The sequence below is a fragment of the Saccharopolyspora antiqui genome (assembly GCF_052246905.1).
In the GTDB taxonomy this organism is placed as follows: domain Bacteria; phylum Actinomycetota; class Actinomycetes; order Mycobacteriales; family Pseudonocardiaceae; genus Saccharopolyspora.
Genome location: NZ_JBQQBO010000022.1, coordinates 45,948 through 60,224 on the forward strand (window position 1 = coordinate 45,948; position 14,277 = coordinate 60,224).

Consider the following 14,277-nt stretch of genomic DNA (forward strand, 5'->3'; position numbering starts at 1 on the left):
CCCACTCGGGATCCACTTCCACCAAGGAGGCCGCCGTGGTCGGTGACTACGCGGTGATCGCGCTCTACATCGTCGGGATGATCGGCATCGGCTGGATCGGCATGCGCCTGGCCCGCACCAAGAGCGACTACCTCGTCGCCGGTCGGCGGCTCGGCTGGTTCATGTACTCCGGCACCATGTCGGCGATCGTGCTCGGCGGCGCGTCCACCATCGGCGGCGTCGGGCTCGGCTACACGCACGGCATCTCCGGCGCCTGGCTGGTGTTGACGATCGGACTCGGCATCCTGGCGCTGCACGCGTTCTTCGCGCGGCGGCTGGTGAAACTGCGCGTCTACACCGTTTCGGAGATGCTCGACCTCCGCTACGGCGGGTCGTCGACCGTGATCGCCGGTGTGGTGATGTGGGGCTACACGCTGATGCTCACGGTGACCTCGATGCTGTCCTTCGCCACCATCTTCCACGTGCTGTTCGACATCCCGAGCGTCGTCGGCATCGCCATCGGCGGATCCATCGTGGTGCTCTACTCGGTGCTCGGCGGGATGTGGTCGATCACGCTCACCGACATCGCGCAGTTCGTCATCAAGACCATCGGCATCCTGGTGGTCCTGCTGCCGGTGGCGCTGGTCGCGGTCGGCGGCGGCGACGGGCTGGCGAGTCGGGTACCGGCCGACTTCCTGGACCTGACCAGCATCGGCGGCGCGACGATCGTCACCTACGTGCTGACCTACGGGTTCGGGCTGCTCATCGGCCAGGACATCTGGCAGCGGGTGTTCACCGCGCGCAGCCCGCGGGTGGCGACCGCCGGTGGGCTGGTCTCCGGGGTGTACTGCCTGGTCTACGGCTTCGCGGGAGCGCTGATCGGCACCGCGGCCAAGGCGCTGTACCCGAACCTCGCCGACGCCGACGACGCGTTCGCGACCATCGTGGCGAACCTGCTGCCGACCGGCGTCCGGGGCCTGGTGCTGGCCGCCGCGCTCTCCGCGCTGATGTCGACCTCCAGCGGTGCGCTGATCGCCTGCTCCACGGTGACCACCACGGACATCATGGCCAAGCTGCGCCGCGCGCCGGGCGGATCCGAGGTCACCGCGAACCGGATCACGACGCTGGTGCTCGGGGTGCTGGCGATCAGCATCGCCGCGGTGGTGGACGACGTGGTCGCCGCGCTGACGGTGGCCTACAACATCCTGGTCGGCGGGCTGCTGGTGGCCATCCTCGGTGCCCTGGTCTGGAAGCGCGGCACCCGCGCCGCAGCGCTGGTCTCGATGGTCGTCGGGTCGGTGGTGGTGATCATCTCGATGGCGGTGCACGGCCTGCTGGCCAACGAACCGATCTACTACGGTCTCGGCGCGAGCCTGCTCAGCTACGTCGTGGTGAGCCTGCTGACGCCGCGCACCGACGCGGCGGTGCTGGCGGCGTGGAACCGCCGCGTCAGCGGCGCCGACGCCGAACCGGCCCCCGCCGAGGCCTGAGAGGCTGTCGTTGAGCTCGTCCCGCGTTCCGCTGCTGGGTGCCGATTTCGCGCGAAATCGCAAATGATCTGGAGGACGACATGACCGACCGTCGGATCGGCGGTGACCTGGTGGTCGAGGCGCTGCGCGCGCTCGGCGCCGAGACGGTCTTCGGACTGCCCGGCCAGCACGCGCTGGGCCTGTTCGACGCGCTGCGGCGGACCCCCGAGCTGCGGGTGATCAGCTCCCGGGTGGAGAACAACCTCGCCTTCGCCGCCGACGGCCACGCCCGCGCCCGGCTGGCCGCCGACCCGAGCGGCCCGGTCCCGGTCACGCCGATGATCGTCTCGACCGGGCCGGGGGCGCTGCTGACGCTGTCGTCGCTGCAGGAATCCCGGGCGGCAGCAGTGCCGGTGCTGGGCATCGCCAGCCAGGTCCCGGTGGCTGGCCTGGGCGGTGGTCGGCACGGCTACCTGCACGAACTCCTCGACCAGCAGGCGAGTTTCCGGGACGTGGTGAAGTCGGTGCACGTGGTGCGGACGGCCAGCCAGATCCCCGGCGCGCTGCGCGCGGCGTGGCAGTCCGCGGCAACCCCGCCGTACGGGCCGGTGTGGGTGGAGATCCCGCAGGACGTCCTGCTCGCCCCCGCCGGGCTGCCGCCGATCACCGGGATCAGCGCCGCCCCGGCCCGCCTCGATCCGCTGCCCGAGCTGATCGACGAGGCCGCCCGGCTGCTCGCGGGCGCCGAGTCGCCGGTGATCTTGGCCGGGGGCGGCGTGGCCCGCGCCGCAGCGGCCGGGCAGCTGCTCGAACTGGCCGAAGCGCTGCGCGCCCCGGTGTTGAGCACCTTCGGCGCCAAGGGCGTCTTCCCCTGGGAGCACCCGCTGTCCGGGCAGTCGTGGCTGGAGGACTGGTACAGCACCGAGTTCCTCGCCGCCGCCGATGTGCTGCTGGTGCTCGGATCCGGGCTGGGTGAGCTGTCGAGCAACTACCACCGCTTCGCGCCGCGCGGCCGGATCATCCAGGTGGAGGCCGACGCGGGCAAGCTCGAATCGAACTACCCGGCGCTGGGCCTGCACGCCGACGCGGGACTCGCGCTGTCGGCGCTGCTGGAAAAGGTGCCGCGCCGGACACCCGACGGGCGCGCCGAGCAGGCGGTGGCCGAGTTGCGGAAGAAGATCCAGGCCCGGTTGCGGGAACAGGACCTGGGTTTGGAGCAGCGGGTGCTCGCCGAGGTCCGCGCCGCGCTGCCGGAGGGCACGCCGAGCTTCTGGGACATGACGATCCTCGGCTACTGGGCCTGGTCGGCGTGGAACGCCGACGGTGCGCCGCTGCACAGCGCGCAGGGCGCGGGTGGTCTCGGCTTCGGCCTGCCCGCCGCGCTCGGCGCGGCCGCCGCCACCGCGGGCCCGGTGCTGGCGGTCTCCGGCGACGGCGGGGCGATGTACGGCATCGCCGAACTCGCGACCGCCGTGCAGCACCGGCTCGACGTGACGTGGCTGATCGTCGACGACGGCGGTTACGGCATCCTCCGCGAATACCTGACCGACGCGTTCGGCGAGTCCACCGGCACCGAACTGGCCCGACCCGACTTCGTCGCGCTGGCGGCGGCCTTCGGCGTCCCGGCCGTCGAATCCACCGCGGAGCGCCTCCGCCAGGACCTGGCGGCCGCACTGCGCACCCCGGGCCCGAGCGTCGTGGTCCTCCCGCAGCGGCTCCGCATGTTCGCCCCCACCCACCTGGACCAGCGCTGAGAGGCTTGTTTTTTGAGGCGGCGCCAGCCGCTTAGCCCACGTACGGCACTTGCACCGCCGCGGGTTCTCAGACTCTGCCCACTGGCGTTCTCTGGGAGGCCTGCCTCGACGTGGTGTATCGGAGATACATGAGTCGGGGATCCCGGAGACGAGAAGACCTCTGAGAGCCTGTCTTCGAACTCGTTTTGCTTCGCGGTGCGGGTGGCAGACCTGGCGATTTCGCGCGAAATCGCCACCTCACCCGAGGTGGACGGCCCGACACGACCACTTCAAAAACAGGCACTGAAGTTCCGCCACCCGCACCGCCACCCAAAACGAGTTCAAAGACAGGATCTGAGAGGTGCCGGGCTCGGCCACCCCGGGTCGTCCTGGTGGGAGTTGGACAGGGACGATGGGAAGCACGATGAAGCTCACCGACCAACTCCCCAGCCCGACCGACGCCCCGGACCCCGATGCGCTGTTCGACGCGTTCGTGTCCTGGACCACCGACCAGGGCATCGAGCTCTACCCGGCGCAGGAGGAAGCGCTGATGGAGGTCGTGACCGGGGCGAACGTGATCCTGAGCACCCCGACCGGCTCCGGCAAGAGCCTGGTGGCCGTCGGCGCGCACTTCGCCGCGCTTGCCGCGGGTAAGCGCAGCTTCTACACCGCGCCGATCAAGGCGTTGGTGTCGGAGAAGTTCTTCTCCCTGGTCGATGTCTTCGGTGCGGAGAACGTCGGCATGATGACCGGCGACAGCAGCGTCAACGCCGACGCCCCGATCATCTGCTGCACCGCGGAGATCCTGGCCAACATCGCGCTGCGCGATGGCGCCCGCGCCGACGTGGACCAGGTCGTGATGGACGAGTTCCACTTCTACGCCGAACCCGACCGGGGCTGGGCGTGGCAGGTGCCGCTGCTGGAGCTGCCGCGCACCCAGTTCGTGCTGATGTCGGCGACGCTGGGCGATGTCAGCTTCTTCCAGGAGGACCTGGCCCGCCGCACCGGCCGGGAGACCGCGGTGGTCACCTCGGCGCAGCGGCCGATCCCGCTGACCTTCCGCTACGCCAAGACGCCGCTGCACGAGACCATCGAGGAACTGCTGGCCGGGCAGCAGGCTCCGGTGTACGTCGTGTACTTCAACCAGGCGTCGGCGCTGGAGCAGGCGCAGGCGTTGATGAGCGTCAAGGTCGCCACCCGCGAGCAGCGCGACGAGATCGCCGAGGCGATCGGCGACTTCCGGTTCACCGCCGGATTCGGCAAGACGCTGTCCCGGTTGGTGCGGCACGGGATCGGGGTGCACCACGCCGGGATGCTGCCGAAGTACCGGCGACTGGTGGAGCAGCTCGCGCAGGCCGGGCTGCTCAAGGTCATCTGCGGCACCGACACCCTCGGGGTGGGCATCAACGTGCCGATCCGCACCGTGCTGATCACCGGCCTGACCAAGTACGACGGGGTGCGCACCCGGCACCTGAAGGCGCGGGAGTTCCACCAGATCGCCGGTCGCGCCGGGCGGGCCGGTTACGACACCGCCGGTTACGTGGTGGTGCAGGCGCCGGAGCACGAGATCGAGAACGAGCGGGCGCTTGCCAAGGCCGCCGCCGATCCGAAGAAGAAGCGCAAGGTGGTGCGCAAGAAGGCGCCCGAGGGCTTCGTGTCCTGGAGCGAGAAGACCTTCGAGAAGCTGGAGGCTGCCGAGCCGGAGCCGCTGCGTTCCAGCTTCGCGGTCAACCACGCGATGCTGCTGAACGTGATCAACCGGCCCGGTGGTGGCCACAGCGACGCATTCGCCGCGATGAAACACCTGCTCACCGACAACCACGAGGACCGGCCGACGCAGCGCCGCCACATCCTGCGCGCCATCGCGATCTACCGCGCGCTGCTGGCCGCCGGGGTGGTGGAGCGCCTCGACGAGCCCGACGAGCAGGGCCGCCGGGTTCGGCTGACCGTGGACCTGCAGTTCGACTTCGCGCTCAACCAGCCGTTGTCGCCGTTCGCGCTGGCCGCCATCCAGCTGCTCGACGCCGATTCGCCGAACTACCCGCTGGACCTGCTGTCGGTAATCGAGTCCACTTTGGATGATCCTCGGCAGGTGCTGTCCCAGCAGCAGTTCAAGGCCCGTGGCGAGGCCGTCTCGCAGATGAAGGCCGAGGGCATCGAGTACGACGAGCGCATGGAGCTGCTGGAGGAGATCACCCACCCCAAGCCGCTGGCCGAGCTGCTGGAAGCCGCCTACCAGACCTACCGCAAGGGGCATCCGTGGGTCGGCGAGCACGAGCTGTCGCCGAAGTCGGTGGCCCGCGACATGTACGAGCGGGCGATGAACTTCGTCGAGTTCGTCAACCACTACGGGCTGGCCCGCTCCGAAGGCCTGGTGCTGCGCTACCTGGCCGACGTCTACAAGGCGCTGCGGCACACGGTGCCCGACGACGCCAAGACCGAGGAGCTCACCGACATCATCGAATGGCTCGGCGAGCTGGTCCGGCAGGTCGACTCCAGCCTGCTCGACGAGTGGGAGAAGCTGCGGCACCCGGGTGCGGAGCCGACCGCGGTGGTGGCGGCCGACGTTGGCCCGGAGCGGGTCACGGCGAACAAGCGGGCCTTCCGGGTGCAGGTGCGCAACGCGTTGTTCCGGCGCGTCGAGCTCGCGGCCCGGCGGCGCTACGACGAGCTCGGTGCGCTGGATGCCGAGGGCGGCTGGGACGCCGACGCGTGGGCCGACGCGCTGGAGGAGTACTTCGAGCAGCACGACGAGATCGGCACCGGCCCGGACGCGCGCGGCCCGGCGCTGCTGATGATCACCGAGGAACCGCAGCGCTGGCTGGTGCGGCAGATCTTCGCCGACCCGGCCGAGGACCACGACTGGGGCCTCAGCGCCGAGATCGACCTAGCCGAATCCGACGAGGCCGGTACGGTGGTGCTGCGCATCACCGCCGTCAACCAGCTCTGAAACTGCTGGTCTGGCACCGAACGGTGCGATTCGGATATCGTCTGCCGTCTCCGGACGGCGAGCGTGCTGGCCGGACAAGTGGAAACGGGTGGGCATGCAGCAGGCCGAGGACCTCACGCTGTTCGGGCTCGACGGATGGCGGTGGCTCAACGAACCGGCGAACTGGTTGTCCTACGCGGGGTTGACGGTCACCACCGACTCCGGCACCGACTTCTGGCGCACGACCCACTACGGATTCGTCCGGGACAACGGGCATGCGCTGTTGCAAGAGGTGGGGCCGCGGTTCAAGTTGACGACCCGGTTCTTCGGCGACTACCGCGAGCAGTACGACCAGGCCGGGTTGCTGCTGCGGCTGGACGAGCGCAACTGGATCAAGACCGGCATCGAGTACGTCGACGGCGAGCAGCTGCTCAGCGCGGTGGTGACCCGCGAGGTCTCGGACTGGAACGTGGTGCCGCTGGCGGCGGTGTGCGGTGCGGTCGAGTCGATCACCCTCGAAATGCAGCGCGCCGACGACTCCGTGACGATCCGCTACGCCGCCGAGGGCGGCGAGCCGAAGACGCTGCTGCGGGTCGCGTACTTCCCGCCGGACGTCCCGGCCGAGGCCGGGCCGATGTGCGCCTCGCCGGACGGCGCGGGCTTCCCGATCCGCTTCGCCGAATTAGCGCTGTCCGATTCGGCTGATGAGTGATCGTTGCGGTAGGACCACGCCTGCTCAGTGCGGCAGCTCGGCGGTCAGCAGGTCGCCGACCCGCGAAATGCCGCGGGCCGCGCCGCCGAGTTCGCGGCCGAACCGACCGGCCGCCTCGGTGCTGGTTTCCCGCTGCACCAACCAGCCGCGCTCGGTGAGCAGATCCGCGGCGCTGGGCCGGTCTTCGCTGCTGAACAGCTCGTCGAGGTCGACGCCCCAGCGTCGCGACTGCTCCGACAGATCCGGGCCGAGCAGCATGGACCGCTTCGTGGTGAGGTTCTCGATCGCGGCTTCGCTGCCCGCCGCGGAAAGCTCGTGGATCGTCCGCACCAGTTGCACTTCGGCCGCCGCGGACAGGTAGGGCAGCAGGCCCTCGGCCAGCCACGCGGTGGGCCGGGTCGGGTCGAAACCGGCCTGCCGGAGCGCACCGGCCCAGTCGTCGCGGAGGTCGACCGGAACCACGCGGCGATCGCACCCGGGCCGGGCATCCTGCGTGGCGAGCACTTCTTCCTTGTACGCCAACACCTTCGGCTGGTCGATCTCGAACAGCCGCACGCCGTCCGGCCACGGCAGCCGGAACGCCCTGGTGTCCAGGCCGGATGCCACGATGACAGCCTGCCGCGAACCGTCGGCGCAGACCTTCTCGAACCAGTCGTCGAAGAACCGGGAGCGCACCCCGATGTAGTCGATGGCGTCCTGCCACCCGGAGCCGAAGTCGGACTCGGCGACGGGCACCGGCGCTCCGGCGGCCTTCGCCAGCGCCGCCGCGTACGGATCGTCGATCAGCCGGTCCTCGCGCGTGGTCTCCAGGGCGCGGGCGGCGGCGACCATCAGCGCGGTGATACCGACCCCGGACGAGATGTCCCACTGCTCACCAGGCACGACGTCTCCTTCCCGGCTTCCTGCCCGTGGTTGCTCCTCCGGACTTTGCCAGAGGGAACCCTGCCGGGCTGTGTCTATGTCGTCACACTCCGAGGTTCCGGCCGGTAAGGTCCGAAGGAGGAGATCATCAGCGCCGATGGGGGTCGGATTGGACTCGTGGCACAACGCCAACAGCGGTGACGTGACGGGCAACGTGATCCAGGCCGGTCGCATCGAGCAGCTCGTGATGCGGATCGGCGGCCACACCACGCCGCCGAAACCGGACATGCTGACCTTCAACCCCGAACACTTCGGGTTCGCCAACCGGGCCGCGGAGCTCGCCGAACTGGATCGGCTGTGGCACGACGCGGAGCGCACCGGTAGCCCGCTGGTCGTGGTGCTCAGCGGCATGCCCGGCATCGGCAAGTCGTTGCTCGCGCTGTGCTGGGCCCACCGGGTGCGCGAGGCGTTCCCGGGCGGGATCTTCGTCGGGGACCTGCGCGGATCCGATCCGGCCGGGGCGCGCACCCCGGCCGAAGTGCTGGGCATCTTCCTGGGGCGGCTCGGGCTGACCGGCTCGGCGCTGCCGCCGACGGAGGAGGAGCGCGGTGCGGCGTTCCGCGAGATCACCGCGCAGCGCCGGATCCTGATGATCCTCGACGACGCCGCGACCGCCGGGCAGGTGCGGGCGCTGCTGCCGTCGACGTCGACCAGCGCGGTGCTCGTCACGAGCCGACGCGAGCTCACCTTCCTCACCGGTGGGATCGAGACGATGCGGATGGCGCCCTTCGAGGAGGATTCGGCGATCGAGCTGCTGGCCGGTTCGCTCGGTGCGGGCGCAGCGGACGAGGATGCCGCGCTGCGGAAGTTGAGCGAGGCATGCGGGCGGCATCCCATGGCGTTGCAGTTGGCCGCCGCCCAGCTGCGCGGTCGCTCGTCGATATCGTCCTATGTGGACCGGATAACGCCGGATCTGCTGCGGCGCCTGGAAGCCGATGGGGAGAATCCCCTTCAGGGGCCCTTCGAGTTCGGCTACTTGGCGCTGTCGACCGATCAGCAGCTCGCCTACCGGTTGCTGAGCTGCCATCCGGCGACGGAGTTCTCGTTGGCCGCGGCCGCGGCGCTGCTCGACCGGCCAGCCGTCGACACCGAGGACCTGCTGCGGGCGCTGGCCCGGGCCAACCTGATCGTTGCGGTCGGCGGCGAGCGGTACCGCATCCACGCGCTGCTGCGCCAACACGCGCGGGCGAAGCTGACCGCCGACGACGATGCGCGGGCGGCCCGGCGCCGGATGGTCGAGCACTACCACGACTTCGTGATGGCGCGGGACGTCGTGCTGTCGAAGCGCCGTCGGCTCAGCTCGCGGTACGAGGCGGTGGTCGCGGCGCATCACGGCGAGCACGCGGCGCAGCGGGCGTTGGGCGAGCTGGAGGCGGAGCGCGAAACCCTGTCGGCGTTGGTGGGCATCGCGGCGGAGGTCGAGTTGTACGACCGCGCCTGGCAGTTGTGCGAGAGCCTGTTCCCGTACTTCACCGACCGCAACTACTTCGTGGACCTGGTGGAAATCCACCGGATCGGGATCCGGGCGGCCGAACTGCTCGATGATCCCCAAGCCCAGGTGCGGATGCACTCGCAGTACGGTTCGGCGTGCTACGCGGTCGGTGAGTACGACGCGGCGATGCGGCAGTTCGAGCGCTGCTCCGAAATCGCCGAGCAGCACGACGACGCGTGGGGGCAGCAGAGCGCGATCGAATGGCGCGGCCTGGTGCACGAGCGGCGCGGCAAGTTCGACGCGGCGCTGGACTGCTTCGAGCGGTCCCGCGAGATCGTGCAGACCCGCTTCGAGCCCGAACGGCGGCCTCGACCGCTCGCGCTCTACCGGATGCATACCGGCCAGGTGTTGACGCAGGCCGGGCGGGCGGCGGAGGCGTTGCCGCACCTGGTCGAGGCGTTCGAGTTCTTCACCGAACTCGGGGAAGCGGCCAACAGCGCGAAGGTGGCCCTGTCGTTGGCCGAAGCCCAGTTGCGCAGCGGAGATCTCGCGGCGGCTTCGGACTGGGGCTGGCAGGCGCTGGAGCTCTGCCAGGCGGCTCGGATGGCCGCCGACCAGGCCGCGGCATTGGAACTGCTCGCCGAGATCAGCGCCCGCGGCGGCGACGAGCAGGCGGCAGCGGCGCAGCGCCGGGAGGCGGGTGAAATCCTCGCGGTGCTGGGAAATCGACGGGCCCAGGCCCTGCTGGGACGCCAGTCATGACACCGCGACCGGGCGCCCGTTGACGGCCAGGCCGGGGAGAGGTCGGCGAGTTCGCGACCGGTGGCCAGCCACTCGAACACCGCCGATGCGTAGAGCACCGGGTCGTCGCCGCCGGTGAGGCGGACCTGGTTCCCGCCGCGAGTCCGGACCACGCAGCAGTCGCCGTGCACCGCGGCGGCGAGTTGCGGTCCGCGATGCGCGGAAAGTGCGTCCCGCAGCCAGGTTTCGGCGTGGCGGCCCCACTGCGCCGCCTCGGTGAGCACGATGATGTCGGCGATCTCGCGCAGCCGCGGCTCGGGATGGTCGGCGGCCACGACGAGGTGACTCCGCGGCGGAACCTGCTCCGGCAGCACCATCTCCGCCGGATAGCGCTCCAACACCACATTTCGTCCACTGTGGACCCGGCCGACGGCGTACGCGGCGGCGGGCCGCCAAGCCCAGTCCGGCGAATGCCGTAGTTGATGGAAACCGCTTCGACAACGATGTGTAATCGATCCATTACATTCTGGCGCATTGCCCGGTATCGTCGCTCTTAAAAGCAGATCGACAGCGCCTGTGGGAGCCAGCATGGTCGAGTGGCACAACTCCAACAGCGGTTCGGTGAACGGGATCATGATCCAGGCTGGTCGGATCGACGAGATCATGATGCACATTGGTGGGCACGCCGAGCTACCGATGCCGAACATGCTGACGATGGACCCCGAATATCTTGGATTTGCAAACCGCGTCGTTGAGATGGCTGAACTCGATCGGCTGTGGCAGGCCGCGTCGGGAGTGGGGCGGCCGCTTTTCGTTGTGCTCAGCGGCATGCCGGGAATTGGCAAGACGATGACCACTCTTCGGTGGGGACACCGGAAGGTTGAAGAGTTCCCTGATGGGGTCTTCTTCGGGGAACTGCATGGCTCTGATCCCGCCCGAGCGCGAACTCCAGCCGAGGTGCTTGGGGTGTTCCTCAGGAGGCTCGGCCTGACGGACCGGGCGATTCCGCCAACGGAGGCGGAGCGTGGCGCGGCATTCCGCGAGATCACCGCACGGCGTCGAATCCTAGTGATCCTTGACGATGTCGCGGATGCTGATCAGGCGCAGGCCTTGCTGCCGTCGTCGCCGACCAGCGCAGTGCTTGTTACGAGCCGTTTCAAGCTTACCTTCCGTACCTATGGTGTTCAGCCGATGCCAGTTGGGCCATTTGAGGAAGATTCGGCTATCGCGCTGCTGTCTTGTTCGCTCGATGAAGGGGCGGTGGTCGAGGAATCCGCGCTACGGAAGTTGACGACGGCATGCGGCAGGAATCCGTTCGCGTTACGGGTGCTTGCCGCCCAGTTGAGCGGCCGATCTTCAATCGAATCCTACGTGGACCATGTAGTGCCAGATCTGTTGCGGCATTTGGAAATCGATAAGGAACGCCCATTCGAAAGGGCGTTTGAGCTCGCGTTCTCGGCGTTGTCAGAAGAGCATCAGCATACGTATCGGCTACTCGGATGTCATCCTGCCCCTGAATTTTCGTTGGCGGCAGTCGCAGCTCTTCTTGGACAGTCGGTCCTTGCGGCAGAGGACCTGTTGAGGAAATTGTCGCGAGCGCATCTCGTAGTTTCGATCGGCCGTGGGCGATATGGTATGCACGCTCTGCTGCGTCAGCATGCAAAGTCGAAGATCGTTGCTGACGACGAAGCGCAGCCCGCGTTGCGTCGAATGGTCGAGTTCTACCACGAATTCGTAATGGCGCGAGATGTTGTATTGTCCCGGCGACGCAGGCTCAGTATGCGGTACGATAATGTGCGTCCTGCTTATTGCGGAGAGAATGCGGCAGACAAAGCCTTGGATGATTTGGAGGCAGAGCGCGACACTCTTTCGGCGCTGGTTGGCATTGCGGCTGAGGTTGGGCTCTATGACCGCGCCTGGCAGTTGTGTGAGAGCCTGTTTCCGTACCTCACTGATCGCAATTACTTCGTAGATCTAATCGAGATCCACAAGATCGGAATAAGAGCTGCTGAAGAACTTGGCGATCACAAAGCCCAGGTACGCATGCACTCGCAGTACGGTTCAGCGCTATACGCGGTGGGTGCATACGATGTTGCGATGTTTCATTTCGATATCTGTTATGGGATCGCAGAGAAAAACGGCGACGAATGGGGGATGCAGAGTGCACTTGAATGGCGTGGTCTAATTTGTGAAAAAGTTGGGAAAATCGATGAGGCGCTCAATTGGTTGAACAAGTCCCGCAAGATCGTAAAGAGTTGTTTCGAGTCCACGCGTCAACCCCGGCCGCTCGCGCTGTATCGCATGCACTCCGGGCGGATTTTGGTGCAGGCTAGCCGAGCGGCGGAGGCGATTCCGCGTCTAGTTAAGGCATTTAACTTTTTCTGCACTGTGCTAGACGAGTTGGCGAACAGCGGAAAAGTCGCGCTCTCGCTGGCCGAAGCGCAGCTGCAATGCGGCGACCTGGAGCAGGCATGGCGTTGGGGGCGCAAGGCTCTCGGACTATGCCAGGACGCGCGGATGCCTGCAGATGAGGCCGCAGCATTGGAACTGCTTGCGGATCTCAGCGCCCGCAACGGGGATGAGCGCGCAGCGTCGGCGCAGCGGCGGGAAGCAGCCGAAATCCTCACTGTGTTGGGAAATCGGCGGGCGCGGGCGCTGCTGCAAAATCAGTCATGACACTGCTACTGGCCGACCGTTGACCGTAACGCTCGGGGCGAGGTCAGTGAGTTCGCGACCGGCGGCCAGCCACTCGAATACCGCCGATGCGTAAAGCACAGGGTCGTCGGTTCCGCTAAGACGGACTAGGTTGCCTTCGTGCGTCCGGATGGTGCACGAGTCGCCGTGGATTGCAGCAGCGAGTTGTAGGCCGAGGTGCGAGGCGAGGGCGTCTTCTAGCCAGCGTTCAGCGTGGCGTCCCCACTGAGGGGCGTCTGTCAAAACAAGGATGTCAGCGATCGACCTCAGCCTTCGGCCGGGGTGGTCAGCGGCCACGACCAAGTGGCCGTGAACAGGGATCTGTTCCGGACGGAGCATTTCCGCCGGATAGCGGTCCAGCGAGACACCCTGCCCGCTATGAACCACTCCGCTGACGTACATTGCCGTGGGGCGCCACGGCCACGCTTCATCGGGGAGTCCAGCTGCGCTGTCTGGTGGCACCATTGGTTCGGTCCGTGGCTCGTCTAGGGCGAGCAGCGAGTAGCACAGCGTCCGCAGGCGCTTCGCTGCCTCATCGGGACGTGAAGTGATTATTTCATGCAGCGCGGCGGATTTTTCTTGCGTGTGTTCTGCCGCTGCCTTCTGCAGTTGCGGCAGGAGGGGTTGTGTCAGATCCAGTCGAGGAGCCAGCGACCCAAGAAGCGCCACCGCCGAGTTGGGGGCGACCTCAGATTCCGGGAAAGTTGCCAGCGAAGTGGGCAAACCGAGCGCTGCACCGTACGCGGTCACGGAGCCGTGGTCACCGATCAGTTGGTCCGCAGCTATCAAGCTCGCCCGCCATCCGTGCTCGGGGGGCACAACGATCAGACCAGACCGTTGGTGCGGGGCCAACCATCGGTGCACCTGATGCGGGCCGTGCTGGTACCAGATGTTCGGGTGAAGGATCGCCACCAAACGGAAGGCGTCGATAGGCAGCTCGGCGAGCAGCAACTCGTACAGGTCCGAAACTTCGCCCAGTAACGATTTCGGCCGCCAGGTTGAGCTTATTGCGAGCACAGTCTGATCATCGTCGGCGCCGAGTGCCTGACGAAAGCGCAGCCGCCAGGGCATGCTCGTTCGTAGTCGGTCATAGCACGGATCACCGGTGACGACCGCGACGTCGGCGGCCTCTGGGGCTAAAGCGTGTAATCGTGCCAGTTGTTCGTCGTGCGAGAGCACGATCGCCGAAGGGATCGGACGACCTTCGTGGAGCACTAAATCTCTCGATAGACCCAATACTCCTCGGCGCCCGTCCTGGTAGGAATCCTGAATGATCTTGGTGTAGCGAATTCCGTGTGGTAGAGAAAGAATCGGTGCCTTAATATCGATTAGTCCACTGTGGCCAGCCGTGATGGCAAGATCGAAATGCCGTCTAGTGACTTCACCTCTCGAAAGCGGGAAGATGCCCTTGGTGGTGAACAGTTCGGCGAGGCCGTTCGGGGTTGGGTCGGCGCTGTTCCACGCGAAGTCGAGTTCGACGCGGAAGTCTCCTTCGAACAGGTCGACCACGTCGAGCAGTCGCGTCAGCGCCGTGACGTTGTCCACGATCACCAGGACGCGCCTGCTGGTCCGGACGGTGTCGAAGCGTGCGTGGTGATCGCCAGAACGACCGTTGCCGGTCACGACTCGGCCCAGGAGGTCGCCATGGCGTCACGATAGTCGTGCCC

At 67.4% G+C, this 14,277-nt stretch carries 9 protein-coding genes; 7 read left to right on the forward strand and 2 right to left on the reverse strand.

The window, feature by feature from the left end; genetic code table 11:
• The first annotated feature begins 35 nt into the window (after positions 1–35).
• The 4 genes from ACTWQN_RS28510 to ACTWQN_RS28525 all read left to right on the forward strand — a co-directional run bounded on the left by ACTWQN_RS28510 (position 36) and on the right by ACTWQN_RS28525 (position 6,822).
• On the forward strand, positions 36–1,469 hold the full coding sequence (locus ACTWQN_RS28510; RefSeq protein ID WP_443206682.1) for a sodium:solute symporter family protein: 1,434 nt from the start codon (positions 36–38) through the stop codon (positions 1,467–1,469).
• An 80-nt stretch (positions 1,470–1,549) separates the two neighbouring features.
• Positions 1,550–3,202 (forward strand): thiamine pyrophosphate-binding protein, encoded by a 1,653-nt coding sequence (locus tag ACTWQN_RS28515; protein WP_443206683.1) that lies wholly within the window; start codon positions 1,550–1,552, stop codon positions 3,200–3,202.
• 403 nt (positions 3,203–3,605) lie between these two features.
• A complete protein-coding gene (locus tag ACTWQN_RS28520) occupies positions 3,606–6,131 on the forward strand; it encodes a DEAD/DEAH box helicase (RefSeq protein ID WP_443206758.1) in 2,526 nt (841 codons plus the stop codon).
• A 94-nt stretch (positions 6,132–6,225) separates the two neighbouring features.
• Positions 6,226–6,822 (forward strand): DUF1349 domain-containing protein, encoded by a 597-nt coding sequence (locus ACTWQN_RS28525; protein WP_443206759.1) that lies wholly within the window; start codon positions 6,226–6,228, stop codon positions 6,820–6,822.
• A gap of 24 nt (positions 6,823–6,846) precedes the next feature.
• On the opposite strand, the gene ACTWQN_RS28530 is transcribed toward ACTWQN_RS28525, so the two are convergent.
• Positions 6,847–7,653: an SAM-dependent methyltransferase gene (locus ACTWQN_RS28530; protein ID WP_443206760.1), complete on the reverse strand. Its 807-nt coding sequence runs from the start codon at positions 7,651–7,653 to the stop codon at positions 6,847–6,849.
• A gap of 187 nt (positions 7,654–7,840) precedes the next feature.
• On the opposite strand from ACTWQN_RS28530, the gene ACTWQN_RS28535 reads away from it, so the two are divergent.
• The 3 genes from ACTWQN_RS28535 to ACTWQN_RS28545 all read left to right on the forward strand — a co-directional run bounded on the left by ACTWQN_RS28535 (position 7,841) and on the right by ACTWQN_RS28545 (position 12,592).
• Positions 7,841–9,937, forward strand: coding sequence for an NB-ARC domain-containing protein (locus ACTWQN_RS28535; protein ID WP_443206684.1), 2,097 nt, complete (start codon positions 7,841–7,843; stop codon positions 9,935–9,937).
• Between the two features lie 230 nt (positions 9,938–10,167).
• Positions 10,168–10,395: a hypothetical protein gene (locus tag ACTWQN_RS28540; RefSeq protein ID WP_443206685.1), complete on the forward strand. Its 228-nt coding sequence runs from the start codon at positions 10,168–10,170 to the stop codon at positions 10,393–10,395.
• A gap of 109 nt (positions 10,396–10,504) precedes the next feature.
• Positions 10,505–12,592: an NB-ARC domain-containing protein gene (locus ACTWQN_RS28545; RefSeq protein ID WP_443206686.1), complete on the forward strand. Its 2,088-nt coding sequence runs from the start codon at positions 10,505–10,507 to the stop codon at positions 12,590–12,592.
• Here the strand turns inward: ACTWQN_RS28545 and ACTWQN_RS28550 are convergent.
• Positions 12,587–14,233: a hypothetical protein gene (locus ACTWQN_RS28550; protein WP_443206687.1), complete on the reverse strand. Its 1,647-nt coding sequence runs from the start codon at positions 14,231–14,233 to the stop codon at positions 12,587–12,589. The genes ACTWQN_RS28545 and ACTWQN_RS28550 overlap by 6 nt on opposite strands.
• Between the last annotated feature and the right edge of the window lie 44 nt (positions 14,234–14,277).

Excerpts from the sequence above, each read along its gene's own strand:
- ACTWQN_RS28515 (WP_443206683.1), top strand. The coding sequence starts at position 1,550 with ATGACCGACCGTCGGATCGGCGGTGACCTGGTGGTCGAGGCGCTGCGC.
- ACTWQN_RS28535 (WP_443206684.1), top strand. The coding sequence starts at position 7,841 with ATGGGGGTCGGATTGGACTCGTGGCACAACGCCAACAGCGGTGACGTG.
- ACTWQN_RS28520 (WP_443206758.1), top strand. The coding sequence starts at position 3,606 with ATGAAGCTCACCGACCAACTCCCCAGCCCGACCGACGCCCCGGACCCC.
- ACTWQN_RS28525 (WP_443206759.1), top strand. The coding sequence starts at position 6,226 with ATGCAGCAGGCCGAGGACCTCACGCTGTTCGGGCTCGACGGATGGCGG.
- ACTWQN_RS28530 (WP_443206760.1), bottom strand. The coding sequence starts at position 7,653 with ATGGTCGCCGCCGCCCGCGCCCTGGAGACCACGCGCGAGGACCGGCTG.
- ACTWQN_RS28545 (WP_443206686.1), top strand. The coding sequence starts at position 10,505 with ATGGTCGAGTGGCACAACTCCAACAGCGGTTCGGTGAACGGGATCATG.